This is a genomic window from Roseateles noduli, assembly GCF_050626985.1.
Taxonomy (GTDB): domain Bacteria; phylum Pseudomonadota; class Gammaproteobacteria; order Burkholderiales; family Burkholderiaceae_C; genus Roseateles; species Roseateles noduli_A.
Window position 1 is genome coordinate 3,447,216 of sequence record NZ_CP192463.1, and the last position, 25,751, is coordinate 3,472,966.

23 protein-coding genes and 2 tRNA genes are annotated in these 25,751 nt (G+C 66.1%); 8 read left to right on the forward strand and 17 right to left on the reverse strand.

All coding sequences use genetic code 11. The features are described from left to right. Window positions 1-14: 14 nt before the first annotated feature. From ACQ4L4_RS15045 to ACQ4L4_RS15090, 10 genes are all read right to left on the reverse strand, one after another. Window positions 15-1,568 carry a DHA2 family efflux MFS transporter permease subunit gene (locus tag ACQ4L4_RS15045; protein ID WP_431099751.1) on the reverse strand — a complete coding sequence of 518 codons (1,554 nt, stop codon included), beginning with the start codon at window positions 1,566-1,568 and terminating at the stop codon, window positions 15-17. Window positions 1,569-1,590: 22 nt separating this feature from the next. Further along, window positions 1,591-2,808 (reverse strand): HlyD family efflux transporter periplasmic adaptor subunit, encoded by a 1,218-nt coding sequence (locus tag ACQ4L4_RS15050; protein ID WP_431099752.1) that lies wholly within the window; start codon window positions 2,806-2,808, stop codon window positions 1,591-1,593. Window positions 2,809-2,970: 162 nt separating this feature from the next. Further along, window positions 2,971-4,398, reverse strand: a complete 1,428-nt coding sequence (locus tag ACQ4L4_RS15055) for an efflux transporter outer membrane subunit (protein WP_431099753.1) — start codon at window positions 4,396-4,398, stop codon at window positions 2,971-2,973. A gap of 214 nt (window positions 4,399-4,612) precedes the next feature. Next, a complete protein-coding gene (locus ACQ4L4_RS15060; RefSeq protein ID WP_431099754.1) occupies window positions 4,613-7,546 on the reverse strand; it encodes an ATP-binding protein in 2,934 nt (977 codons plus the stop codon). Window positions 7,547-7,599: 53 nt separating this feature from the next. Beyond that, window positions 7,600-8,673, reverse strand: a complete 1,074-nt coding sequence (locus ACQ4L4_RS15065) for an inositol polyphosphate kinase family protein (RefSeq protein WP_431099755.1) — start codon at window positions 8,671-8,673, stop codon at window positions 7,600-7,602. 326 nt (window positions 8,674-8,999) lie between these two features. Next, the gene (locus ACQ4L4_RS15070; RefSeq protein ID WP_431099756.1) at window positions 9,000-9,251 is read right to left on the reverse strand and encodes a hypothetical protein; all 252 of its coding nucleotides are present in this window, start codon (window positions 9,249-9,251) and stop codon (window positions 9,000-9,002) included. Between the two features lie 205 nt (window positions 9,252-9,456). Further along, entirely contained in the window at window positions 9,457-9,786 is a 330-nt protein-coding gene (locus ACQ4L4_RS15075) for a DUF4148 domain-containing protein (protein ID WP_431099757.1), read from the reverse strand. 315 nt (window positions 9,787-10,101) lie between these two features. After that, on the reverse strand, window positions 10,102-10,353 hold the full coding sequence (locus tag ACQ4L4_RS15080; protein ID WP_331615332.1) for a hypothetical protein: 252 nt from the start codon (window positions 10,351-10,353) through the stop codon (window positions 10,102-10,104). 207 nt (window positions 10,354-10,560) lie between these two features. Continuing rightward, window positions 10,561-10,890: a DUF4148 domain-containing protein gene (locus ACQ4L4_RS15085; protein WP_331614668.1), complete on the reverse strand. Its 330-nt coding sequence runs from the start codon at window positions 10,888-10,890 to the stop codon at window positions 10,561-10,563. A 295-nt stretch (window positions 10,891-11,185) separates the two neighbouring features. Next, window positions 11,186-11,437, reverse strand: a complete 252-nt coding sequence (locus ACQ4L4_RS15090; protein WP_431099758.1) for a hypothetical protein — start codon at window positions 11,435-11,437, stop codon at window positions 11,186-11,188. Between the two features lie 449 nt (window positions 11,438-11,886). On the opposite strand from ACQ4L4_RS15090, the gene ACQ4L4_RS15095 reads away from it, so the two are divergent. From ACQ4L4_RS15095 to ACQ4L4_RS15105, 3 genes are all read left to right on the forward strand, one after another. Next, window positions 11,887-14,130 (forward strand): TonB-dependent siderophore receptor, encoded by a 2,244-nt coding sequence (locus ACQ4L4_RS15095; RefSeq protein WP_431099759.1) that lies wholly within the window; start codon window positions 11,887-11,889, stop codon window positions 14,128-14,130. A 36-nt stretch (window positions 14,131-14,166) separates the two neighbouring features. Then, window positions 14,167-14,242: transfer RNA gene (locus ACQ4L4_RS15100), tRNA-Asn, on the forward strand. 103 nt (window positions 14,243-14,345) lie between these two features. After that, window positions 14,346-14,421, forward strand: a tRNA-Asn gene (locus tag ACQ4L4_RS15105). Between the two features lie 86 nt (window positions 14,422-14,507). Here ACQ4L4_RS15105 and ACQ4L4_RS15110 read toward each other — a convergent pair. Then, complete coding sequence (locus ACQ4L4_RS15110) at window positions 14,508-15,839, reverse strand: hypothetical protein (protein WP_431099760.1); 1,332 nt, start codon at window positions 15,837-15,839, stop codon at window positions 14,508-14,510. A 335-nt stretch (window positions 15,840-16,174) separates the two neighbouring features. Between ACQ4L4_RS15110 and ACQ4L4_RS15115 the strand changes: the two genes are divergently transcribed. From ACQ4L4_RS15115 to ACQ4L4_RS15125, 3 genes are all read left to right on the forward strand, one after another. Next, window positions 16,175-16,588 (forward strand): hypothetical protein, encoded by a 414-nt coding sequence (locus ACQ4L4_RS15115; protein ID WP_431099761.1) that lies wholly within the window; start codon window positions 16,175-16,177, stop codon window positions 16,586-16,588. 501 nt (window positions 16,589-17,089) lie between these two features. Next, entirely contained in the window at window positions 17,090-17,314 is a 225-nt protein-coding gene (locus ACQ4L4_RS15120) for a hypothetical protein (RefSeq protein WP_431099762.1), read from the forward strand. 71 nt (window positions 17,315-17,385) lie between these two features. Further along, window positions 17,386-17,868: a hypothetical protein gene (locus tag ACQ4L4_RS15125; RefSeq protein ID WP_431099763.1), complete on the forward strand. Its 483-nt coding sequence runs from the start codon at window positions 17,386-17,388 to the stop codon at window positions 17,866-17,868. 747 nt (window positions 17,869-18,615) lie between these two features. On the opposite strand, the gene ACQ4L4_RS15130 is transcribed toward ACQ4L4_RS15125, so the two are convergent. The 3 genes from ACQ4L4_RS15130 to ACQ4L4_RS15140 all read right to left on the reverse strand — a co-directional run bounded on the left by ACQ4L4_RS15130 (window position 18,616) and on the right by ACQ4L4_RS15140 (window position 21,465). After that, a complete protein-coding gene (locus ACQ4L4_RS15130) occupies window positions 18,616-19,212 on the reverse strand; it encodes a hypothetical protein (protein WP_431099764.1) in 597 nt (198 codons plus the stop codon). A 292-nt stretch (window positions 19,213-19,504) separates the two neighbouring features. Further along, window positions 19,505-20,233, reverse strand: coding sequence for a hypothetical protein (locus tag ACQ4L4_RS15135; RefSeq protein WP_431099765.1), 729 nt, complete (start codon window positions 20,231-20,233; stop codon window positions 19,505-19,507). Between the two features lie 608 nt (window positions 20,234-20,841). Continuing rightward, entirely contained in the window at window positions 20,842-21,465 is a 624-nt protein-coding gene (locus ACQ4L4_RS15140) for a hypothetical protein (RefSeq protein WP_431099766.1), read from the reverse strand. Window positions 21,466-21,667: 202 nt separating this feature from the next. On the opposite strand from ACQ4L4_RS15140, the gene ACQ4L4_RS15145 reads away from it, so the two are divergent. Beyond that, window positions 21,668-22,282 carry a DUF4124 domain-containing protein gene (locus tag ACQ4L4_RS15145; RefSeq protein WP_431099767.1) on the forward strand — a complete coding sequence of 205 codons (615 nt, stop codon included), beginning with the start codon at window positions 21,668-21,670 and terminating at the stop codon, window positions 22,280-22,282. Between the two features lie 24 nt (window positions 22,283-22,306). Here the strand turns inward: ACQ4L4_RS15145 and ACQ4L4_RS15150 are convergent, their stop codons facing one another. The 3 genes from ACQ4L4_RS15150 to ACQ4L4_RS15160 form a co-directional block, all read right to left on the reverse strand. After that, complete coding sequence (locus ACQ4L4_RS15150; RefSeq protein ID WP_431099768.1) at window positions 22,307-22,936, reverse strand: hypothetical protein; 630 nt, start codon at window positions 22,934-22,936, stop codon at window positions 22,307-22,309. A gap of 42 nt (window positions 22,937-22,978) precedes the next feature. After that, a complete protein-coding gene (locus ACQ4L4_RS15155; protein ID WP_431099769.1) occupies window positions 22,979-23,740 on the reverse strand; it encodes a YoaK family protein in 762 nt (253 codons plus the stop codon). 74 nt (window positions 23,741-23,814) lie between these two features. Then, the gene (locus ACQ4L4_RS15160) at window positions 23,815-24,207 is read right to left on the reverse strand and encodes a response regulator (protein ID WP_431104943.1); all 393 of its coding nucleotides are present in this window, start codon (window positions 24,205-24,207) and stop codon (window positions 23,815-23,817) included. Between the two features lie 137 nt (window positions 24,208-24,344). On the opposite strand from ACQ4L4_RS15160, the gene ACQ4L4_RS15165 reads away from it, so the two are divergent. Then, window positions 24,345-25,394: a LacI family DNA-binding transcriptional regulator gene (locus tag ACQ4L4_RS15165; protein ID WP_431099770.1), complete on the forward strand. Its 1,050-nt coding sequence runs from the start codon at window positions 24,345-24,347 to the stop codon at window positions 25,392-25,394. Window positions 25,395-25,751: the final 357 nt, after the last annotated feature.

A 25,751-nucleotide genomic window follows, 5' to 3' on the forward strand; every position in this document is an offset into this window, starting at 1 on the left:
CCGCGCTCCTGGGCTCAGTGCCCGGCCTCGCTCATCGCCACCGCGCGGCTGGGCCGCGGCGCGAGCCAGATCGCGAAGGCCGAGATCACGAACAGCGCCGCCACGATCCAGAAGATCTGGTTCGTCGCGAGCATCACGCTCTGGCCCGTGAGCAGGTTGTCGAGCGTCGCGTTGCGCGCATCCGGCGCCAGTCCCAACCCGGTGAGCGAGCGCATCACCTCCCCCGACCGGTCCAGCGAGCCCACGAGGTCGGCATGGATCGCCGTCGTGCGGTTCTCCCAGCCCGTGGTGACCAGCGAGGTCGCGACCGCGCCGGCCAGCGTGCGCATGAAGTTCTGCAGTCCGGCCGCGGACGCGGTCTCGTGCGGCTCGACGCTGCCCAGCGACAGCGCCGTGAGCGGCACGAAGAAGAACGGCATGCCGACGCCCATCAGCAGCAGCGGGATGGCGATCTGCCAGTAGCCCATCTGCGTCGTGCCCACCGTGCGCAGCATCATCACGCCGCCCAGCCAGGCCAATCCGAAGAACACCAGCGGACGCGGATCCATCTTGCCCGCGAGCTTGCCGGCGATCGGCGCCGCCGCGACCGCCAGCACGCCGGACCACGCCGTCGCCAGACCGGCCCACGTGGACGTGTAGCCCATGAAGCTCTGCAGCCACAGCGGCGTGAGCACGTTGGCGCCGAACATCGCGCCGAACCCCAACGCGATCGTCAGCACGCCGACGGCGAAGCCGCGGTGGCGGAACACCCGCAGGTCGACGATCGGATAGGGCTCGGTCAGCTCCCAGATCAGGAAGGCGACGAAACCGACCGCGGCGACCACCGCCAGCGCGATGATCTCGGTGGACTCGAACCAGTCCTTCTCCTTGCCCAGGTCCAGCATCAGCTGCAGCGCGCCGACGAAGACGATCAGCAGCAGCAGCCCGACGCGGTCGATCGGCTTGCGTTCGAGCGGGGTCTCGTAGCGGCGCAGCAGCCGCGCCGCGATCGGCGCGACGGCGAGCGCGATCGGCACGTTGATGAAGAAGATCAGCGGCCACGAGAACGCGTCGCAGAGCCAGCCGCCCAGGATCGGTCCGAGGATGGGCGCGACCAGCGTCGTCATCGCCCACAGCGCCATCGCGCTGCCGGCCTTCTCCTTCGGGAACACGCGCAGCAAGAGGGTCTGCGACAGCGGCATCAGCGAGCCGCCCGACAGGCCCTGCAGCACGCGGCCGGTGACCAGCAGCCCGAGCGTCGGCGAGAGCCCGCACAGCGCCGAGCACAGCCCGAACAGCACCATCGCCGTCGAGAACACGCGCACCGCGCCGAAGCGGCCCGCGATCCAGCCGGTGAGCGGCACGATGCAGGCCTCGGCGACGGCGTACGAGGTGATGACCCAGGTGCCCTGGCTCGCGCTGATGCCGAGGCTGCCGGCGATGTCGGGGACGGAGACGTTGGCGATCGTCATGTCCAGCACCGCGATGAAGTTCGCGGCGGCCAGGACGATGGCGGCGAGCCACAACTGCCCGCCCTCGAGGGGGCGGTCGTTGGCGCTGGCGTTGGCGGGATGGACGGCGGCGGTCATGGCGCGACTCCTGGGCTGCGGCTCACTCGGCGCGCGTGTCGACGGTGGCGCTCATCGACAGGCCGACCTGCAACGGGCGCTCAGCGAGTTCGCGCGGATCCAGCGCGATGCGCACCGGCACGCGCTGCACGACCTTGATCCAGTTGCCGGTCGCGTTCTGCGCCGGAATCGCGGCGAAGGCCGAGCCGGTGCCGCCGGACAGACCCTGCACCGTGCCGTGATAGACGACCGAGCGGCCGTAGAGATCGGACTCGATCTCGACGCGCTGGCCGATGCGGACCTTGTCGAGCTGTCCTTCCTTGAAGTTGGCATCGACGTGCACCTGCCCGATCGGGACGATGCCGAGCAGCGGCGTCCCCGCCGCGACCTGCTGGCCGAGTTGCACGGCGCGCCGGGCGACGACGCCGTCCACCGGCGCGCGGATGACCATGCGCTCGAGGTTGACGCGGGCCTGGTCGCGCCGGGCGCGGGCGAGCGCGACCTCGGGGTTCGTGTCTTCGCTGGCCCCGGCGATCAGCGTGGCATTCGCCTCGCGCTGGCCGACAGCCGCGACACGGTTGGCCGAGGTCTGCGCGGCGGACGCCTTGGCTGCGGCGAGCGCGGCACTGGCGGTCTGGAACGCGTTGCGGGCGCGGGTGATCTCGTCCGCGGAGACGGAGCCCGAATCGGCCAGTGCCTCGCGCCGCTGCAGGTCGACGCGGGCGCGGTCGAGGTCCGCGGCGGCGGAAGCGAGCTGCGCCTCGGCACGGATGCGATCGGAATCACGCGCCGCGACCTGGGCCGCCAGGCTCGCGTCGTTGGCGACGTAACCGCGCACGCGGCGCTGGGCACGGCCGAGTTCGGCCTCGGCCTGGTCCAGCGCCAGGCGAGCGTCGACATCGTCGAGCACGACCAGCACGTCGCCGCGCTTCACGGCCTGCGTGTCGGAGACGCGCACTTCCCGCACGATGCCGCCGACGAAGGGCGTGACCTGCGCGGTCTCGGCCGCGGTGTAGGCGTTGTCGGTGCTGACGTAGCGCGACGCGAAGAAATGCTCGTAGGCGAAGACGCCCACCGCCGCGGCGACGACCGTCAGCGCAAGCAAGGTGAACAGCTTCCGGCGAGTCTCCGGACGGGCCGGCGCGGCCGGCGCGGCGGGTGCGGCGGAGTCCGCCTGGTCGACGGCATGCAGATGCTGCGGCTGATGTGGAGGCTGATGTGGAGGCTGATGCGGCTGGGCATCGATGACGGCTTCGGACATGATGGGACTCGCTTTCTTTATCGGGTTTGTCTGGAAAATTCGCCTCGGTTCCAGCGGCTGACGAGGCTCCGATTTGGGATGCACCGCTAGGCGCAAACCGGAGCCATAGCCCAGCTATGGCGAGGATTTGCAACGACGCGGGGCGCCCAAAGCGGGGCCGCGTCAGCTGCTGGAATAGCCGCCGAGGGCGCGCTTCAGCGCCACGTCGAGCGTGAAGGCACGCGAGCGCAGGTCGGTCTGCGCGCGGCGGTTGGACAGCCACGCGTCCTCGGCGGTGAGCACTTCCAGGTAGGTGGACAGGCCGCCGGTATAGCGGCGCTGCTGGATCTCCCAGGCCTCGCGCGCGGCGTCGACGCCGGCGTCGGTGCTCGTGAGCTCACCACCGAGCGCGCGGGTGCTGGCGGCAATGTCGGCCACTTCCTGCAGCGCCTGCACGACGGCCTGGTCGTAGCTGGCGACGGCGGCATCGACGTCGGCGCGCGCGCCGCGGAACTGACCGCGCAGCCGGCCGCCATCGAAGATCGGCAGCGAGATCGCCGGGCCGATGCTGCCGATGAAGGCGCCGCCATCGGTCAGCTTGGACAGGCCGAGCGACTGCATGCCGGCGAAGGCGGTGAGGTTCACGTCCGGGTAGAACGCCGCCTTGGCGGCATCGACGCGTCCGAGCGCGGCCTCGACGCGCAGACGGGCCGCGACGATGTCGGGCCGGCGACCCAGCAACTGGGCGGGCAGGTGTTCCGGCAGGCCGAACTCGCGGGCGATGTCCAGATGCGGACGGGCGAGCGCCAGCCCCCGGTCCGGTCCGGCGCCGGCGAGCGCCGCCAGGCGATGCCGCTGCAGCGCGAGCTGCTCGCGCGCCGACAGCAGATCGGCCTCGGCCATCGCGCGCCGGGCCTCGACCTGGCGCACGCTGCCGAGCGTCTCCAATCCGTTCTCGCGACGCATGCGGAACAGCGCGACGGTCTTCTCGCGCACGGCCAGCGCGGCCTCGGCGGTGTCCTGCACGGCCCAGAGCCGGGCGAACTCGGCGTAACCCGAGGCGATCGAGGCGGCCAGCATCAGCCGCGCCTGGGCCGCATCGACCTTGGCGGCCTCGGCATCGGACAGCGCCGCCGCCAGCGCCGCCCGGTTGCGGCCCCAGAAGTCGAGGTCCCAGGAGAAGTCCAGCGTGGCGCGGCCGTAGTCCTTCCAGCCCTCGGGCACGGCGGCGCGCGGCGTCAGGTACTCATAGCTCTGCTTCTGCTCGTTGATCGAGGCGTTGGCGCGCAGCTGCGGCCGGTCGGCCGCGCGCGAGGTGGACACCGTGGCCTCCGCTCGCGCCAGACGCGCCTGGGCGGCGGCGATCGACGGCGAGCCGACGAGCGCCTCGTCGATCAGCTGGTCGAGCTGCGCGTCCCCGTAGCCGCGCCACCAGGCGTCGGACGGCCAGTCGGCACGGGCAGCGGCGAGCGTCTGCGTCGCCGCGTAGCTGTCGATCGGCCGCGGGGTGGTGAGCGGCGCAACGTCGGGCAACGCGGCGCAGGCGGCCAGCGCGAGCGCCACGGCCGAGACCAGCGCGGGGCGAGCAAAGCGTCGAAGGCAGGGGGACATCGTCTTCTCTCCAGGTCGTCACGGTCGGCGCGAAAGGCGCGGCGACCATGGACTGAAGCGTAGGGACGACGGTCGGAGAAGTCGTTCGGGAACGGTCGGGGAACGGTCGGGGAACGGTCTGGAAACGGTCGGGACGCGCGTCGACACGGCAGGGCCGGGGCAGCCCCGACACCGGCCCGGCACGACTCAGGTCAGGTGCACTCCGGGCGAGCGATCAGCGGCCGGACGAGATCAGCGCATCGACACGCGCGAGCACGGCCCACGGCTGCGCGTCCCGCCAACGCGAGCGCACCTCACGCAGGGCGGCGAGGTCCGCGGCCGTCGCGTCGGGCAGCTCGCAGAGCGTCAGCCTGGCGACGAGTTCCGCCGTCAGCGCGCCCTGCTCCCGCGAGATGCGAGCCGAAGTCTCGGCCGCCGTGCGCGCGCCGGCGCCATCGCCCTCCCGGGCCGCCAACAGGGCGCTCGACACCCACAGGTCGGGCAGATGCAGGGTCTCGCCCAGCCGCTCGGCCATCTCGAAGCCGTCCGCCAGGTGGCGCCGCGCCGCGCCCAGGTCGCCGGCGGCCAGCGCCGCATCGACGGCCATCCGGCGCAGCCCCGAGGCCTCGAACCACGCACCGGTCGCCGCATGGGCCACGCAGCCGGCCTCCACCTCTCGCAACCCCGTCACCGCGTCGCCGGTGCACGCGCGGGCCCAGCCCAGCATCGCCAGGCTCGGACCTTCGCCCTGCCCGAGCTGATGCTCACGCACCAGCTCGCGCATCCGCAACGTGCGCACCATCACCGCCTCCGCGCAACCGAAGCGCACGTCGACGCTGCTGGCGCAACGCGCCGTGAAGCCGAGCATCAACGGCAGTCCGATCTTCTCGGCACGGGCGACGGCGGCATCGGCCCACTGGCGGGTGATCTCGCCCTCGCCGACGCAGGCATGCGCAACGGCCCCGACGCCGAGCGCCAGCGCGGTCGGGTCGTGGAGGACCATGGGCGGCAGGCGCGGATGCCCCAGGGCCTCGGTGAGCGCGCGCGCCTCGCGCGCCAGCGGCAGGACTTCGCGGAGGCGACCGCGCTGCAGCAGCGTGACCGCCAACGACACGGCGCCCGCCGCGCGCAGCAGGTCGTCGTCGAAGGCATCGGCCGCGGCGCGCAGCCGCAGCGCGATCGCCTCGGCCTGGCGGTACTCGCCGCTGGCGATGAACATCCAGACCAGCCCCGTCATGACCCAGGCGCGCGGCCGGGTCGGCGGCAGCATCTCGCAAAGCGCCGCGCAGCGGAGGTAGGCGTCGCGGCCCTCGGGCGTCGTCACGCCCGTGGACTGGGCGAGCGACGCGCCGCGCAGTTGCTGCAGCGCCAGTTCGGCCACGCGGCGCGGCTCGCCGTCGGGGCAGCGTTCGAGCAAGGCCAGCCCGCGCGTGGCGAGCAGCAACCCCTCGCGCGGCGCGAAGCGCCCAAGCGCCCGCTCGGCCGCGGCGGCGTAGGCGCCCATGGCGGCGAGCGCCTCCAGCCCTCGCTCATGGTGCAGCGCGAGCGCGGCGGCGAAGACGCCGATGCGGTCGGCATGCAGCTGCGAGAGCGCGGCCGCGGCGCGCCGATGCAGACCGACCCGCACGGACGGTGCGATCCGTTGATAGAGCGCCTGCCGGTACAGCGCGTGACGGAAGGCGAAGCGCGCCTCCAGCGTGCCGTCGGCGAGCGTCTCCAGCACGGACGGGGCCAGCCACGCCTGCCGACGGACCAGTTCGTCGCAATGCGCGGCGACGACCGCGACATCGAGGCCCAGCATCGCGGCGACGGTCGAGCACTCGAACTCGACACCGCAGACCGCGGCCGCCTCCAGCAGCGTGGCCGCTTCCGGCGCGAGGCGGGCGCGCTGACGCTCGATCACGCCGGCCAGCGAGTCCGGCACGGCCCAGTCGTCGGAGGACACCGCCTCGCCGGTCGAGGCGGCGAGCTCATCGATCGCATTGGCGACGAACAGCGGCAGTCCGTCGGTCTGCCGGTGCAGGCGCCGCACGTGCGCCTCGTCGGCGACCAGGCCCGGTCGATGACGCGCGAGGTAGACGGCCAGTTCCGCCTCGCTGAACGGATCGAGGAGCAATTCCTCGCAGAGCTTGCGGGCGCGCAGTTCGTGGCGTAGGCCGTTGAGCGGATGCTCGTGGGCCACGAGCTCGGGCGTCCGATAGGTCGCGATCCACATCAGCCGCGCGGGCGGCCGGCGGCGCGCGACGTGGTCGATCAGACGGACGGTCGCCTCGTCGCACCAGTGCAGGTCCTCGGTGACGAGCAGCAGCGGACGCACGGCGGTGAGCTGTTCCACGAGCTCCGAGAACTCGCGCAGCATGCGGTCCTGGGTCGAATTCGCGAGGCCGGCCTGCAGCCGCTCCTGCTCGTCGCGGTCGATGAGCCAGGGCAGCTGCAGCAGCCAGGTGGGCGCGACGCGACGCAACAGCGCGATGAGCGAGGGCTCCGTCCGCGCCAGGCCGGCGAGCGCATCCAGCACGGGCAGGTAGGGCTCGCCCTCGCCGACCTGCTCGATGCACTGGCCGTGCGCCGTGGCCACATCGCCGAGCGTGGCGACGAAGGCGTCGACCATCGCGGTCTTGCCGATGCCGGCCTCGCCGGCGACGCAGCACAGCTGGCGTTGGCCGCCCGAAGCGCGCGCCCAGGCGGCGTGAAGCTTGGCGAGTTCGGCGTCGCGGCCGATGAGGCTGGAGGACGCGGCCGTCGACGTCGCGCCTTCGCGGTCATCTCCACCGTCGACCTCGCCTTGCCGATCGCCGTTCTGCTCTCCCTTCTGCGCGCCCTTTGGCTCGCCACTCCCGGGGCCCGCGATCGGGCCGATGAAGCGATACCCGCGGCGCGAAGCGGTCTCCACCCAGCGCGGGCTCTTCGCGTCGTCGCCGAGCGCGGCGCGCAGCTCGCTGATCGTCGTCTTGAGGACCGATTCGCTGACGTACCGATGCCCCCAGACGGCATCGAGCAAGGCGTCCTTGGTCACCAGCTGGCCGGCGTTGCGCAGCAGTTCCGCGAGCACGCCGAAGGCCTTGGGCGCCAGCGCCACCGGCTGGCCATCGGCCAGCAGCCGCGCATCCGCCTCATCGAAGGCGTAGGGGCCGAAGCGCAGCGACAGAGGGGCTCGGGAAACGTCCATGGCGGCCGGAATTATCGGCCTGCGCGGACGTCGGCGCCGGCGCCCCGACGTGCTCAAACGCCAGGGGTGGCAGGGGTGGTGGAGGCGGCCGGCGTGGTGGTTGTGGCGGGTGTGGCGGCGGGTGTGGCGGACTGCTTCACCAGTTGGATCAGTTGGGAGAGCCCGTGGTCGAACTGCTTGTCCAGCTTCTCGTAGTCGGCAGACCCGACCCCTTTTTCCACGGGATGGGCGAGGTCGATCAGCTTGGCGACTGAGTTCTGCGGATTCTTCTCGTCGATGGCGATCAGGATGCTGCTGGCCACGAAGGTGACGTCCGTTGCCTGCATCTTGGTCCTGATGCCTTCCAGCTGCGTGAGCAGGTGGCCGGCGACCTCGGGCCCCTTCCCCTCCGGAACGTTCAGCATCTCCTGGATGTTCGGGTTGCTGGCGCGACCCGCCGAGAACCGGGAGGGATCGGGGTTGTCGCCGTGCACGGTGCGACCGGTCAGGCTGTATCCCCGATCCTCCCCGACGAGGGAACGCGAACCGCGCGCCAGGTCGGCGACCGTCATCTTGGCCTTCTTGAGACGCGCGGCCCCGCTGCTCGCGCCCGCATCCTCCAACTCCGTGCGCGAGGCCGTGCTGGCGCCGATCTTGATGTCGAGTTCGCGCTTGTCCTCCTTGGGGATGTTGCCCCCGACCGCCGCCATGATCACGACCTGCTGCCCGGTCTGGGCCGCCTTGGCGTTCAGCCGTTGCAAGGCGGCGGATTGATCCGCCGACACGCCCTGCAGTTGCGCCGCCTGGGCGACCGGTACGGTGTCGGGAATGGCGCCCTGCAGTTGCTGGCCGAATCGTTGATAGATGCCCGCCTCCTGCGCGCTCGTCATCTTGGCGATGTGCGACGGTCCCAGGCGGGCGAACGATTCCGCATGCCCCGCGGCGGTCTTTTCCGGGGCTTTCGCCGGCAGGGCGGCCCGCGGCGCCGAAGACGAGGAAAGCCGCGTGGAATCCCGGGACTGCAGACCGGCCAGGGCGCCTGTCGGCGCTCTCGGTGTCGGCGAGGATTGGCCGACATCGGCGGAAACCGGCTGCATGCCGGTGGAGGACAAGGACGGCGACGATGGCCGATCGATCCTGGCACTCATGACTCTCACCCCATTGAACGCTCGCACGGCCAGACACGCGCGACTCGAGTGCGCGGGGTCGGCAACGGCGGCAGGATTGCTGGAGCCGCATTCGGCTCGGATGTCTTCATCAGACATCCAGTCGCGGGGTGTGAAGTCGAAGGGGGCGAAGCGGAAGCGTCCGGAGCGAAGCGCCTCGGAGCGCGGCGTCAGGCGTGGTGCGCAACGCGCGCAGCCGGGCCTGGAAGCACAACACCCGGCACGGGCCGGGCGTTGAGGGGAGCGGGAGCGGCAGAGGCGGTTTCAGCCGGAGCCTCGCTCCATCGATACAGCGCAACCGTCAGGGCTTACTGGGCCGAAGCGACCTGGACCGCGTCGGTCGACGTGTCGCGGCGGCCGGTGATGTAGACGGTGGGCAGTTGCTCGCGCTTGGCGGTGATCACCACCGGATCCAGCGTGACGATCGAAGCGCGCATCTCGCGCTGACCTTCGGCGTGGGCGATGCCCAGGCCCAGCACCACGGCGGTCACGGCGCCGAAGAGGACGGCCTTGACGGTGGTTTCGGTGGCGGAAGCGATGTGGAAGCGGGTGGTGGTCATGTCGTTCTCCTGAGGCGGTTTGCTGTGTCGATGGAGTCAGTGTCGTCATCGACCCCGTCGCTTGCGAGCGTCAGGAGACGAAGCTGCGCGGCGGCGGCGTGAGCTGCATCTGCGGCGGACAAGCGGGAGCGGTTCCCAGCGGTCCTCAACGGAAAACGCCGCCAGGACCTGCGTTCTGGCGGCGCTGTGCGGGTTGATTCAAGGCTCAGCGAGCGGACACGCCTTCGGTGACGGCGCCCTTGCCTTCCTTCGCAGCGAAGCGCTGCACCAGCGCGGCGTACTTCGGCGAAGCCTTCAGCTCGGCGTAGCGGGCTTCTGCCTTGGCGCGTTGGCTCGCGTTCAGCGTGAAGTCTTCCGTGCGGTCCGCGGCGGCCAGGCCGGACTCGCGGTAGATCTCCAGGTCGGCCAGCACTTCGGCGCGGCTCTTCTGGCTCTGCGTGATGGGGTCGAGGTGGCTGTAGCTCTGCGCGAAGGCCGGTACGGCGGCAGCGGACAGGGCGATCAGGGCGGTAGCGATCAGGGTCTTGGCGGTCATGATGGTTTCCTTTGAGAGAGCGTTGGATCGGGGTGTCTGGGGTCTTGGGCCGGCTTCGTTTGCCGATGACTGAAGGTTAGGTGCGCGCCCCGTTTGGATAAACGGGCGGCGTCGCAATGGGCCGTTGTGATCGCCGCAACAATCGCTCGCCCTCAGCCGCGCAAGCGCGCGAACCTCGACGCGCGTCCCTGCTGAAGAGCGCCACGCGCTCCGCACAAAGCAAGACGCCCGGCATGAGCCGGGCGTCTTGCATGGGAGCGAACCGAAGTCGTCAGTCCGTGGATCGCTCCACCGATACAGCGCGACCTGGGACGTTCACTCGGCCGAGGCGACTTGCGTGTCGACCGCGTCGGCGCTGCGGCGGCCAGTGATGTAGACCGTGGGCAGTTGCTCGCGCTTCACGGTGATGACCACCGGATCCAGCGTGACGATCGAGGCGCGCATCTCGCGCTGCCCTTGTGCATGAGCGATCCCGAGACCCAGGGCCAGCGCCGCGATGGCACCGAAGGCGACGGCCTTGACGGTGGTGCTGGTGGCGGAAGTGATGCTGAGGCGGGTGGCGTTCATGTCGATCTCCTGAAGACGTTTGCTGTGTCGATGGAGTCAGTGTCGTCATCGATCCGCTCGCTTGCGAGCGTCAGGAGACGAAGCTGCACGTCGGCGGCGTGAACTGCATCTGCGACAGACAAACGGAAAGCGCCATCCGGCGCTTTCAATGAGAAACGCCGCCGGGACCTGCGTCCGGGCGGCGCTGCGGGGAGGCTGGATCGGGGCTCAGCGCGCGGAAACGCCTTCCGTGACGGCGCCCTTGCCTTCCTTGGCAGCAAAGCGTTGAACCAGGGCAGCGTACTTCGGCGAGGCCTTGAGTTCTGCGTAGCGGGCTTCCGCCTTGGCGCGCTGGTTCAGCTCCAGCGACGTGTCTTCGGTGCGGTCGACAGCAGCCAGGCCGGACTCGCGATAAATCTCCAGATCGGCCAGCACTTCTGCGCGGCTCTTCTGACTCTGCGTGATCGGATCGAGGTGGCTGTAGCTCTGCGCGAAGGCCGGTACGGCCGCGGCGGACAGGGCGATCAGGGCGGTAGCGATCAGGGTCTTGGCGGTCATGATGGTTTCCTTTGAGAGAGCGTTGGATCGGGGTGTCTGGGGTCTTGGGCCGGCTTCGTTTGCCGATGACTGAAGGTTAGGCGCGAGCTTCGTCTGGATAAACGGGCCGCGTCGCAATGCCTCGTTGTGAGGCTCGCAACAATCGATGGCCCGCGAGATTCGCAGTCCTCGTTGGCCGCTCGTCGCGGCCGGCACAAAGCAAGACGCCCGGCATGAGCCGGGCGTCTTGCATGAGAGCGAACCGAAGGGCGTCAGTCCGTGGATCGCTCCACCGATACAGCGCGACCTGGGACGTTCACTCGGCCGAGGCGACTTGCGTGTCGACCGCGTCGGCGCTGCGACGGCCGGTGATGTAGACCGTGGGCAGCTGCTCGCGCTTCACGGTGATGACCACCGGATCCAGCGTGATGATCGAGGAACGCATTTCGCGTTGCCCTTGTGCATGAGCGATCCCCAGACCCAGGGCCAGCGCCGCGATGGCACCGAAGGCGACAGCCTTGACGGTGGTGCTGGTGGCGGAAGTGATGCTGAGGCGGGTGGCGTTCATGTCGATCTCCTGAAGGCGTTGGCTGTGTCGATGGAGTCAGTGTCGTCATCGACCCGGTCGCTTGCGAGCGTCAGGAGACGAAGCTGCACGGCGGCGGCGTGAACTGCATGGGCGGCGGACAAACGGGAACGGTCCTCGGCGCGCGACAGGCCTGGCCGTCGATGCGGGCAGTGATGCTCGACTAGAATCAGCACCACTCGCCGGCCCGTCCGGCGAGTTTCGCTAGGGGTGCTGCGCCATCGATCCGTCGACGGCGCGGCTGAGAAAGTCCCTTTGAACCTGTTCTGAAGCCACCGGCAACGGTGGACTTCGATGCCGCCCTCGGGCGGCAGAGGTAATCCTCGCGCAGGGAAGCATGCCTTCGACACGCCTCGTGTCCCGCACGCCGCCTTCTCATCGGCGTGTCCGGTTTGCCGACCTGCCATCGCATTTCTGGCTTCGGCACATCGATGGCAACTTCGTCCGCTCTGAATTCCTTCCCGCTGCATCGGCTCGCGATCGCGCTGATCGCCGGCGGCGTCTCGGTCCATGCCGGTGCGCAGTCGACGACGTCGGCCGCCGCGCCCGCCACTGCGTCGGCCAACACGTCGAGCAGCGCGCAGGCCACCTCCCCCGCCCTGCCCAGCGTCGTGGTCAAGGGCACGTCGGAAGCGCCCGTCATGGCCGGCGGCTTCGGCGACACGCCCGTCGCCAAGCTCCCGATCCAGGCGAGCATCGTCACCGCCGAGCAGCTCACCGATCGCGGCCTGTTCAGCATCGCCGGACTCACGCTGCTCGATGCGAGCGTGGGCGACTCGTACAACTCGGCGGGCTACGTCTCCTATCTGAAGATCCGCGGCTACGACCTCGACAACCGCTTCAACTACCGCCGCGACGGCCTGCCGATCAACGCCGAGACCGCGCTGTCGCTGGCCAACAAGAGCAGCCTCGAAGTCATCAAGGGAACGACCGGAATCCAGGCCGGCACGAGCGCTCCGGGCGGCCTGGTCAACCTCGTCGTGAAGCGCCCGACGGTGGAGCTCACCAGCGTGCGCCTGGGCGTCAGCGAGCGCGGCACCATCGAGTCCGCGATGGACTGGAGCCACCGCTTCGGCGACGGTCACGGCAACGACAAGGCCTTCGGCCTGCGCGTCAACATCGAGGCCGCCAAGCTGCGCCCTGAGCTGCGCGATGCCGACGGCAACCGCTGGATGATGGCCGTCGCCGGCGACTGGCGCGTCACGCGCGACACGCTGGTCGAGGCGGAAGTCGAGATCAGCCGCCAGTCCCAGCCGAGCCAGCCCGGCTTCAGCCTGCTCGGCGACAAGCTGCCCGATGCGAAGTCCATCGACCCGCGCATCAACCTGAACAACCAGTCGTGGAGCCAGCCGGTGGTCTTCGAGGGCCGCACCGCTTCGCTGCGCGTGCAGCATCAGCTGAGCGCGGACTGGAAGCTGCAGGCGCACGCGGCGATCCAGCGCCTGGTGAACGATGACCGCCTCGCCTATCCGTTCGGCTGCACCGCAGGCGACGGCACGTATTACCCGAGCACCTACTGCCCCGACGGCACCTTCGATCAATACGACTTCCGCAGCGACAACGAGCATCGCAACAGCGATGCACTCGACCTGTCGGCGCAAGGGAAGCTGAACTTCCTCGGCATCGAGCACCAGGTGTCGACGGGCGTGCTGTTCTCGCGCTACAAGAGTCGGCTGCAGGGTCAGGCCTACAACTGGGCGGGCACCGGCAACATCGACGGCACGCTGCCCACGGTGGCCGATCCGACGCTGGGCTCCACCAACACCGACCGCACCGAACGCAGCACCGAGTTCTACTTCCGCGACGCGATGCAGTTCAGCGCGCAATGGCAGGGCTGGCTGGGTGTGCGGCACACGCGTCTGGATCGCGAGTCGTTCAAGGTGAACGTGCCCACCGGCGAGAGCGACGAAGCGACGAGCTATCGCCAGTCGGTCACGACACCGTGGCTCGGCGTGAGCTACGCGATCGATCCGCAACTGCTGGCGTATGCGAGCTGGGGCGAAGGCGTCGAATCGGCGGTCGCGCCCAATCTGCCGATCTACGTGAACGCGGGCCGGCCGCTGGCGGCGATCCGCAGCAAGCAATGGGAGATCGGTCTGAAGTCGGGCAGCCGCACGGTGGACTGGTCGATCAACTACTTCGACATCAGCAAGCCGGCGACGAACGATGTGCCGGTCGTGGTGGGCGGCGAGGACAGACTCGAGAGCCGCATCGACGGCAAGCAGAACCATCGTGGCGTGGAAGCCCAGGCCGACCTGAAGTGGTCGGGCGGCGGCCTGATGGTGAGCGGCATGAAGCTGCACGCGCGCCGCGACGGCAGCGCGGACGCGACGCTCAACGGCCTGAAGCCGACGAACGTGCCGGAGACGGTGCTGAAGCTGCAGGCGCGGCACAGCGCGGGCATCCCCGGGCTGGAGCTGCAGGCGGGCGTGGTCTACGAAGGCAAGCGCATGGTGGTGCCGGACAACTCGGTGGCGATCCCGAGCTGGACGCGACTGGACCTGGGCGCGCGTTACGAGCAGAACGTCGGACGGCAACTGCTGATCTGGCGAGTGGGCGTGGACAACGTGACGGACCGTCGTGCGTGGCGCGAGTCGCCCTACCAATACGGACACGTCTACCTGTACCCGCTCGCCAATCGCACATGGCGGGCGTCGGTGGAGTGGGTCTTGTGAGGGTCTGATTTTTCTGTGTATACTCTTAGGCTCTGATCCCCGATAGCTCAGTCGGTAGAGCGCCGGACTGTTAATCCGTAGGTCCCTGGTTCGAGCCCAGGTCGGGGAGCCAAGATCAGACAACGAAGGTCCTCGGACCTTCGTTCTTTTTCAGCCGGTGTCCGACCGAAGACGCTGGCCCAAGAATTCAGATCGATTGGATCTGAGCAGACTTTTCCTCGATAGCTCAGTCGGTAGAGCGCCGGACTGTTAATCCGTAGGTCCCTGGTTCGAGCCCAGGTCGAGGAGCCAAAATTGAAGCCCCATTCGTGCAAGCGAGTGGGGCTTTTTCTTTGGGTCGACTGGACCTGTGAGAGTCGCGGCCTTCCCTTGGTCGGTTAATTCGGGGCTGACGCAGGTGGTGCAGCAGGTGGTGCAGCAGGTGGTGCAGCAGGTGGCAGCTGAGTGCCAGACCCAGACACTGGCTTTGAACCCAAAGGAGAGGTTGGCCGCCGCAAAGGTTCCGCGTCGCGGAGCGCCTTCTGGATGATCTTCGAGTTCGCACTTGCCTCCGTGGGATCCGTAGTCTGCACAAGCACTCCGATGGCTGCGGCCTCGTTGGCAGGACAGGACAGCGCGACTGAAGCTGCGCGCTGATCAGGTGGCAAGAAGGGCAATCTAGCGATCGCGTCGTTGCACTGCTCCCCTTTTCCACTCTCCGCGAGAACTGCATTGACGATTAAGACAACGGCATTTGAAACATGATCGGTAACGATGCCTGCGGCCCCACCCGCCTTGGCAATCGACGCAGTGCCTGCAGCAGACGCTCTCACCCTGCTCTGGGCCATCAATAGAGATGATTGCGCAGCAGCCACCTTCGCGTCCGCATTCGTGCTGGACCGAGCCAATGCATCGACGTCAATCTTCAGGACCTCCAGCTCTCGCTGCTTCGTCGCAAGCGTCGATTTTTCGCTATCTAGTGAGTCCTGCGCCGACTTCTTAGCGGCATCCGTAGCGTCTTTCGCGGGGTTCGAGACAATCGTCTGCGCGCTGGCAACCTTAGCCTCCTGATCAATCACCGCCTTGCGTGCGGCCGCGAGGTCAAGCTTTCCCTTCTCGTAGGCCTTCAGGGCATCGTTCTGCTCCTTCTTCGCTTCGTCGAGCGATGCCGCCTCCTTATCTGTGTTGTCGCTACCGGTGGCCGTCGCCGCAGCCGTGTTGAGCGCCACTTGGTCTGCCTTAACCACGCCTGTGAGTTGCTCAATCGCAAGCAAACCCAGAGTGAAGTTCTGACTACGACGCTGCAACTGATAGAACTCGTTCGGCTTTAGCGCTCCGCTCATGTAAGAAATGCAGTTGGAGAACAAGCCATCCCGTAGCAGTTGAATGGATTGCGTCCGCAGGCCTACAGAACCGGCCGCCTCTGCCGAAGCGAACCCAGCTTGCACCGGCGCTCCCGATGCACGCGCTGTGCCGAGCCCTCCAGAGGCCGCGTACGCGGAGAGCGCATCCGGACTCGGTTCAGCACAGACGACGATCGCCTCCGTTTTGGTTCCATCAGCCAGCTCGGCCTTCCGAGGCGCAGAAAAAATTGCTCTTTGCTTAATATCGAGCGCGACTGCCTGTCCGCTTGATCCGGCGACGTCGAGCGAACGGTAGATCGAATTGAGATTGGCACAGCCCCCGAGACATCCTGAAACCACAGGCAAAAGAAAGTGTCTCGCGCGCATAGTGCCTCCGCAGGTGTCAATCTTGGGCGGGAGTGTCAGACCGTCGCGCAGCTTTGTCGTCCTCAAGCCAGATGACGACGGCGCTCTGGCTGCATTCGGCCGAAGTTCTTACCTTTGAAGAGCCACACCGTCCGCCTCGCCATGAAAGCGATTAGTTATTCCGCCTCATACTGAAACTGAGCCAGTAGACCGTCGACGCGATTCGTTGGTCGAGCCCAGGTCGAGGAGCCAAAATTGAAGCCCCATTCGCGAAAGCGAGTGGGGCTTTTTCTTTGTGGCGACCGGCCGTCTCCATCCCGCCTCGCTGCACACGCCGATTGATCCTCGCGTCCCCCATGACCGTCGACCTCATCATCGTCCTGATCTGCCTGGCACCGGTCATCGTGGTCGTACCGTATCTCATCGTCGGATACCGCAGGATGCCCGAGGTGAAGGAGAAGGAGCGGGAAGTCCTCGCGCAATCGCGGTTGGCCGCCGAAGCCCAGTACCGGGCGCACCGCGTGTCGTCGAACGACCCGCGCTACTGCGTAGACCCCGATACGGCCACGATCGTCGTGGACGACGAGGTGTATGGCAGGTCTCAACCCTCGCAGACTTGGTACTACCGCGTCGAGCACATCGTTCGCAATCCCAGCGGCGAGTACTTCAAGATCATCTACGGCACGTCGGACATCCTGCGGTGCTCTCACATCGCACACCGCGTCGCCAAGATCGTGCTGAAGGCTCGGTATCTCCCGCCGGGGAAATAGCCACGTCGGGACGCCAGCATCATTGCCCCCCCAACATCGCAAGGTGTCGGGGCATTTTTTTGTCGGCTCCATGGCCGATCCGGTGAGCTGCCGAGTTCCCACCTCACCATCTCCCCACCACACAACACCTTCTCGTCACCGTGACCTCTGCGGCCGACAGCTCCTTAGCTGATTCGATGGTCGCTTCTGCGTCCTATGACACCCCTCGACCGCAGCAGCCCCACAGCCGCCGCCCGCGAGGCTCGACTTCTGACCGAAGCTCCTCGCTCCTGAGCGCGCTTCGCACCGAACGAACCAGCCAAAACGCTGAGCTGATGCTCGCTTCCACCGTAAGCACTTGTGTGCACGAGACGTACATTTGAGAGCGGAGCCGTCATCGAGACTGCGCTGCTGGTAAAGATGCGCGAGGGAGCCCAACGCCGGCGAATGTCTCACGCAAAAACCTAGCACGCAGACCCCGTCAATTGAGTAGCATCCAACAGCCAACCTAGAGGAGGGACCATGGCAAGCACTTGTGGCGACCCAGATCGCCTGATCAAGCACATCGCGAACTCGTATCCCAAAGCGACACCATCCCCAGCGACTGCAATCGGAACTGTGAAGATCACGTTCCCGGATGGACTCATTGTGAACGTCTTCAAGAACGGTACTGTGAATTTCCAGGGCAAGGCGAGTGACGTCCGAGGAGAGATCGAAGCCCAGATCGACATCATCAATCGAGAGTAGGACGTACAGCGCCCTCGTTCGAACTTGGATCAAGAAGCCAGCGGCGAGGGCGCTTGTGCTCCAATGCGCACATGGACATTGCGGCAATCACGGCTCTCATCGGCGGCGTCAAGACAGCCTCCGAGTTGGCGAAGGCAATCAAAGACAGCGGCTCCACTCTTGAGCAGGCCGAAGTCAAACTAAAGCTGGCTGACCTGATTTCCACCTTGGCTGATGTCAGACTCGAAGCAGCTGGAGTCCAAGAAGAGCTTCTCGCAGCAAAGGAACAAATCCGTTCCCTCGAAAGCGCGGCCAAGCAACGTGCTGCGTTAGTTTGGAAGCAACCCTGCTACTGGCTACCCAGGGACGGCGATGCAAGCATTGAGGAGCCCTATTGCCAGCCGTGTCACGACAACGATAAGCGTCTTGCTCGTCTACATCACGACAGCAAGGGCGCATTCACTTGTATGGTGTGTAAGAGCAGCTTTCGCACTGACGCCCGCGTCGCAGCGGACAGTGAAGCCTTCAAAGCAGCAAATGCCCGACGCCGTGTGACACGGACCAGCATGTATTGATCCGCGAGGAGTTCAGGGCGCCTCCTTGCGGCTTCAAGCGGAAGACGCTAGCTCATGCCGCCCACACCTTGGGAAGGCCACGCGCTGGCTTGGGCGGAAGCGGGTCAGTCCGGCTAGGAACTACCTACAGCTCATCGTCATCTAGTACAGCCTTCTGCGCCTCCAAAAGCCTGATCAGCTTTCCAATTTCGCGTGGGCCCATTTCTCCGCTCACCATCAAGCGATAACTAACGTCTCGCGACAACGGTCCCCGCAGCCACTCGCGCTCACCTGCCAACGCCGCCTGGGGCAAGCTCTGAGAGGCGGAAGCCAAGCTGAGCGTCGGAGAAGACTTCGTAGGTACCTTGGACTGCCGTCCTATGCTCAAAGGATAGGGACAGGATTTCTACCCGACCAGGGGCAGTCCACCAACGGCTCAGGACTGTCTAGGAAATCCGGGGCGATTCAATGCTCATTCAGGGGCCGGCCATCGTGGTAACGCGAATCCACCACTGGGCGAACCAATTAAGCAGGCTGCGTTGATTGCCATGTATCCAACAATTCCTGCATACAACGGCGCCCTTTCGGAGGCTCGCCTGAGGCAGTTCTTACAGCAAGCCACCGATAGCTTGAACTAACCGTGAGACAGTTTTAGTTCTTGCCGGCAATGCGTTCAAGATCAAGTTCCGCAGCGTCCTTCATGCACCGGATCTTAGGCGTGCGACCACCATTCCAGGCAGCGGATTCAACCAGTCAATGCATTGCCGATCATCGAAGGCCGTTAGGACTCATCATACGTGCCCGAAGAAACCGCCCACCACTATCCGCCAACTCATTGCGATTGATGAGCTTGCCGGTGAACTCGAAGTTTTCGTTGATACGTACGATCAACAACTGCTCGAAGGCCCCCTGGCTCTTAACGATCACCTGATCACTTGCCTTCTCTGGCGAGATGGTCTTAACCTCGACGAGCTTGCTGCCGATGGTTCCGTCGGAACCTGCGTGGTGGGTGCCATGCCGACGCAAGCCAAACCTGACCTCAGCGTAGATCTCACCTAGCTCACCCCACATCTGTAGATACCTTCCCGTGTTCCTAAAGTGGCGCTCGGCGCAGTCGACGAGATCCTGAAGAATTTCAGCCTGTTCAATGACTGAGAACGGGAAGCCATCCCTGCTTTTGAAGGGCTCCCTCGGCTTCAGCGACTTCGGCAGGTCCGGTGTCTGGTCCCGCAGCTCGCACTCGATCCATTGTCTTGTGAGGTAGATCTCTTCCCACGGCGCGTACCCGAGGCCGGCCGCCAGCGCAATGTCATCGGCGCTGTAGCCGCGCTCGTGCATCTCATGCAGAAAGTCCCAGTCGCTCATGCTCGCTCCTCTCTTGCGCGGATCTGCGCCAGTCCAACGCTAGGTGGACCTGGCTTTCAACTCGACGCGCTAATGTCGCCCGAACAAGACGTGCAGATGCGTTTTACTACCCTTTGCGGCGTCCATGACCATGATCGAGGCCGGTGCACGCTCGCATTGACGCATAGAGGGCGCTTCATTGGAGAGGGCTGCTTCGAGCTCAAACTCTCTTCGGGCTGGGACCAGGCCTCCGCGCAGGGTCGAGCTATCGGTCCGCCGCAGAAGTAGCTCTACAAGGCCGAGAGCAATCGCGTCAGGTCCGAAGCGGCCCAGATATGAGCGGCGGCGCATTGGGGAATTCATTCACCAATTGCGCGAGAGATTTCATTTGATCAAGCCACGGATGCGAGAGGTTAAGTACCCGATACTGATGAGCTTCGTTGTCTTCGATGTACGCGCTTCTAAGATATCGAAAATTACCCGAGCATACTAAGAACTCGGCCACATGCCGTTCAAGTAGACACGCTTGAACCTGCCCACCAATGTAGGGCTTCGAGTCGTCCATTATCGAGGACTGCAAAACGCGAATCGCGGCAAACGCGAGGACTTCCTCAAGCCGGACATCACAGTAAGAACAGGCGCCAACTTCCGAAAGGATTTGCTCTCGCACCGCCGTCGCGCCGTCTCCATGGACGGAAAATAGCAAGCCCTCGAATTCTTTAACCTCCCTATAGCTTGGCGTTGAAGCAGCACCTAAACACTCCCACTCAAAAATCCTTGCTTTGCCTTTGTGGTTGTGAAGGCCAATCGAGTACGTGATGTCCTTGCTGATCGCCTCTTCCCAGAAGCCCCACAACTTGTCGCGAATAATGTTGACGATTGCGTCTGCCCAGGTCCCTGACTCGCCTTTGAGGCACGCATCCAAGTAGAGGACGCTCTGAAGGCCGAGCGACAGCGTTCCCGAGATGCCGAAACAGACATCGAATCGGGACGCCGGGTAAATAGTGTTCTCTTGCGTTGCATAGTGGAGCTTGACCGCCAAGTCGGTCCTCCATGCTTTTTCTTTGCTTTCGAGAGTAAGCCGGGAGTCCGCAATTGACAGCACTGTCTGATCGGGGCGCCGGAGCATGATGCAAAGTGTCAATTTTCCCTCCTCGGTGTCAATGCGTCATCTTGGCACTATCCGAAACCTCATTCACTTCAGCGTCCATACGATCCGCAGTCCAGGACCGATCGCTTCAGGCCGGCAGCCATCTTCCATGGCTAACTGGCTGACCGTCAGCACTCTCTCCATAGCAGCCATCGATGCTCCCATGGCGGTCCGACGAAAAGGGCGATCTAAGCCATCACCGGTTTTCGCTCGCCTAATAGGCAGGTAACCCGTTGATTAAATTGAACAATTTTCATGACTGAGGCCGCTACATCTATGACGATCTCGGCTTTGGCTCGGCTTCGCCATCAGGCACAGCTACAGCGGTAGACCTAGCCTTAAGGATCGTGGGCTTACGTAAGCGCCTGCCCTCCGCAACCCTGGACTGTTAATCCGTAGGTCCCTGGTTCGAGCCCAGGTCGAGGAGCCAAAATTGAAGCCCCATTCGTGCAAGCGAGTGGGGGCTTTTTCTTTGCACCGACGGACATTCCGGTCCCAGGTCAGGAAGCGAGCAGTGAAGGCCCATTCGACAAGGCAGTCGTCGGGGCATTCCCTCTGGCCCGTCCAAGCACGCCCAGACCGATCAGGCCGACCATCCAGAGCAGCATCGTGGCCGGTTCCGGCACGGCAATTGGAATCGGCACAGTCAGATCAGGCCCGACGATGCGCCCGAAATCGACCGGCAGATTCTCCGGACCGGCATTGGCGCCGGAATAGATGAAGAAGTTGTTGGCCGTCCCCGTGTCGGGCGCATGGGTCGTGCTGAATGAAAACGTCATCAGCTTTCCGGGGTCCGTTTCGGGCGTCAAAGTCACCCACATCCAGAACGAGCCCGCGACCTCAATGCCCGGCTGCGTCCAGCCGCCGACTGCAAGGTAGAGGTCCCAACCCGCCGGCTCGGTATGCGATACCCAACGCGGCGCGTCATGGCTGGGCGTGCTGTTCGAGAGCACGCCGAACTCATGGAACCCACCCGGCGGAAGCTGACTGGTGTCGAGGACATAGGTGTAGGTGTACAGCCCCGTCAATTGGCTGAACGTGACGTCTCCAGTCACGGCCGGCGCCGACTGCGCGGCACCGCTCAAACAGGCGAGACACAGGATCAACAGACGCATCAGCTTCATTGCGATCTCCCATTGGGTCGGAGCAGAAGCTTGTCCACGCGACGGGCTGGACGCAAGGCACGCGCACCGGAATTTCCAGCGACAGGGGCAGGCACGCCAACGCGAATGTCGATGAGGGAAGATCGTCGGAACACCATCGGCAACATCTCAGGTCAACTGCAGCGTGCATCGGTGCGTTCGATTCGTTTCAGGGAGACTTCATATGAAAAAAATCCGGCCAACCTTCATCGGCGTGCTGCTCGGCGTCTGCGCCGCGATGGGCGCCCACGCCCAGGTCTGGAAATGCACCGTCGACGGCAAGACCCATTACTCGGACCAGCCGTGCGCGGCGAAGGGCGAGCAGATGAAGCCGCAATCGCTGCAAAGCAATGTCATTGATACGTCGGCGGACCGTGCGGCTGCAGAGCGTTCCAGAGCAGCGGCTGAACAACAGCAGGCCAACGCGCCTCAGGCTTCAGCACCGACCGTTCCGTCCAACTACTGCCCCTCCGATCGCGACATCGCCGCGATGGAGACCAAGGCCAGTTCCATCTCGCTGAGCGCGGACGCCAAGCGCTTCGTCCAGGACGAGATCCGCCGCGCGCGCCAATGCCAGAAGGGCCAGGGCAACTACACCGCCTCCGACTGGAACGTGAGCAAGCAGGCCGTCGACGCTCAGAGCAGCCTGACCGGCGGCGCCGACGCACGCCGTCGCGCCGAGGCGATGCACAGCGCCGCCAACGCCAGTGAGGGCGACCGCATCGCGCGTCAGCGCGAAGTCGACGATCGCAATGCCCAGCGCCGAGTGAACCAGCAGCAACCGCTGCGCGATCGCTGAGGTCGGACGCCCCCCGGTTGCCGCTCAATGCGTCAACCGGCTCTTCCGCCAAGCCAGGTAGCTGCCCAGTTCCGGGAACGGCAGGAAGCCCTCGTCATCGGGGTCCGCGGGCACTTCGCAGACTTCCACCAGATCGACCTCCGTCGCGGCCGCCTTCTCGCCGAGCGCCGTGTCCAGCATGATCAGCAAGCCGTTGGCGAAGTCATCTTCCTGGTCGACGTTGAAGCCTTCCATCGCGATTCGAAGACCCAGCACCTCCGGCGCGTCGGGATCGACCAGCGGCTCGAACCAGATGCCTTGAGGGTTCAGTTCGAGACCTTCATATTTGATGCCGAAGTCGAAACCCATCGCCGGCTTGAGCGCCACGGGGATCCACCCCGGCAGCTCAGGCGCCACCGACACCATGGCCTCGACCAGCGGGAACAGCTCCCACTCGCCTTGCGCGGTGATCACCAACTCGCGCTCGCTCTCGCCGGCCGCCGAGACCTCGAACCACAGGCCTTCGTTCAAGGCTTGAAGACGTTCCAGCAACTCGTCCCAGAACGGGTCGTCCGGCGATTCCATGGCATCCAGGTCCGACTGGCGCGACACCAGCCAGGCCCAGAAGGCGTTGATCTTTTGGGGGTCGAGGTCGACGTCGAGGTGGTCTTGCATGCGGGGCTCCAATCCGCGCGATTGTGCCGTCCGCCCAGCGCTTCACCGCCCTCGCAGCAACAGCGCCCGCCACCGTCCCCAATCCCTTGCCACCGGCGGCAACGCCAGCACGAACAGCACCGTCGCCAGCGGTATCACGCACACGAAGCCGAGGTATTTGAACCCCAGCGCCCCCGCGCCTCCGCCGAACACGAACGCCGCCAGCAAGCCGCCCGCGCGTTTCGCGCGCAGCCGGTCATGCCGCACCGCCGCGCGCTTCACCGACGGCTGCCGGTTCCAATAGAGCATCTTGCCGAGCTCCATCCCGAGGTCGGTGATGTTCCCCGTCATGTGGGTGGTGCGGATGCTCCCGCCCGAGGTCTTCGATCCCACCGCGTTCTGCAGCCCCATGATGAACGCCAGCAGCAGCACCGTCAGCGGCACCGCGAACGGCGTGTGCCACGTCAGCGTGATCGCGCCCATCAGCCCGAACGGGAACAGCAGCGCCGCCTCCAGCATCAGCGGCAGCGCATAGACGCTGCGCAGGCCGTGCTGCCTCGCCCAGTTCACCAGCACCGCGCACACCGCCGCGCCGGCCAGGAAGGCCAGGAGCGCCCCCAGTGCGTTCAGCACCAGCGTCCCCTGCCCCATCACCGCGCCGTCCGCCAGCTGCGAGGCGAAGCCCGTCATGTGCGACGTGTAGCGCTGCAGGACCAGGAACCCGCCCGCATTCACCGCCCCCGCGTTGAACGCGAGCAGCAGCCCCAGCGCCTGGTTCGTCGACGGCGCGCGATGGCGGCTCGTCAGGTGCAGCAGTCGCCTCACGGCGTCTCCCGATGTCGTTCACGGTGCGGCCGATGATACGGGCGCTCCCGTGCAACGCCGGCTGTCGGAAGCCCTCAGTAGGTCGAGGGCTGGCCGTCGAGCTTCGCGCCGTACTTGGTCAGCGTCTTGTGCAGGCGGCCGAAGTCGATCGGCTTGACGAAGTAGTCGTCGAAGATCAGATCCTCGGCGGACTCGAAGTCCGTGTTCAACGGCGTGCCGCTGACCGCGATCGCGATCAGCGCCGGCAGGCTGAGCTTCAGCCGCCCCGCCAGATGCCGGCCGTCGGCGTCCGGCATGTCGATGTCGGTGATCAGGATGTCCGGCTCCCACTTCAGCCCGATGCCGATCGCCTCCAGCCCGCTGCGCGCCACCCGCAACTCGAAGTTGTAGACCGTGAGCAGTTCGCGCAGGAGATCGAGCGAGTCCGGCTGGTCATCGGCGACCAGGACCTTGAGGCGTTCCGACATGGCGTGCAAGGAATGACTGTTGGGGCGGCAATAGCAATCGGCGGGCCTGGGCGAATGCCGGGGCGGCAATCGCAGCGCATTCTTCCATCGGACCCGCACCGGAGTAGGATCATCGGGCTCATGAAAGCGGTTTCACCATGAAGAGAAAGAAGCCCCTCCTGCCGACGTCCAGCGAGGTCACGCTGGGCATGGTCGCCACCGCCAGCGGCGTCTCGCCGAGCACCGTGTCGCGCGTCCTCAGCGGCAGCGCGCAGGTGAGCTCGGACAAGGCCGAGCGCGTCCGGCGCGCGATCGACGCGCTGGGCTTCGTCCCCAACACCATCGCCCGCGCGCTCGCGGACGGCCGGACGTTCAACGTCGGGCTGCTCGCGCAGTACTTCGAGAGCCCGTTCTACGCACTGATGCTGCGCGGCATCGAGGAAGTGCTGACGCCCGCGGGCTACGGTCTCGTCGTGGCGAGCGGGCACTGGCAGCCGGACGAGGAGCAGCGTTGCATCGCCTCGCTGCGATCGCGGCGCGTGGACGGGATCATCGTGTTGACCGGTGGCCTGAGCGATGAGTTCCTCGCCGCGCTCGCGCGGGAGCTGCCCGTCGTCGTGACCGGACGCGCGCTGCAGGCAGCCGGACTTCATGCGTTGAAGACGGACGACGTCGAAGGCGCGCGCGTAGCGACGCGACACCTGATCGAGCGCGGACACACGCGCATCGCGTTCATCGGCGGAGACGCCACGCATGCGGATGCCTCGGAGCGCGAGCGCGGCTACCGCGCGGCGTTCGCCGAAGCTGGCCTCGCTGTCGACGAGGCCTTGATCGGCGGCGGCAACTATTGCGAAGTCGGCGGTGCCGCTGCGATGACGCGGATGCTCGACCACGGCGCGCAATTCACGGCAGTCTTCGCCGCCAACGACCAGATGGCGGCCGGCGCCGCGCGCGTGCTGCACAGCCGCGGTTTCCGCGTGCCGGAGGACGTCTCGCTCGTCGGCTACGACGACCTGCTGAACACCGCGCATGCGAGCCCGCCGCGCACGACGGTCGACGTCCACATCGCCGAACTCGGCCGGCGCGCGGCCTCCGCGATGCTGGATCTGCTGCGGACCGGGGGCTCGACGATCGAGCCGCCGATGCCGCAGCTGATCGTGCGGGAGTCGACCCGGCGCTTGCCGTCGACGGCGGCCAGCGTCTGTTGATCGAATCAGGAACTGACCCGTTCCCGCCTTGCTTTTCGTCAACTGCCCGTCACAAAACCTCGGCAGAATGCAAGGCATCCGAGACAACAACCGGCTGCACTACTGGGCAGAGAGCTGGAACCCGTCACCAGCGTCACGGATACCCTATTCAGAAGCGAAGCCACCCGATCGGGTGGCTTCTTTCATTGGGGCGCCGAACGACGATCGCCGCGCCGCAACCCCCCAGGCGAAGGGCGCCACCCTCGGGTTTCCCCGCCCCTGCGTCGCGCCCACCCATCACCTTGGGTAAAGAACTTTGAAAGTCCGCGCTCGCCTCCGTCACGAAACGTACAGCGTGCGATCCTTTCGACCAAGCCG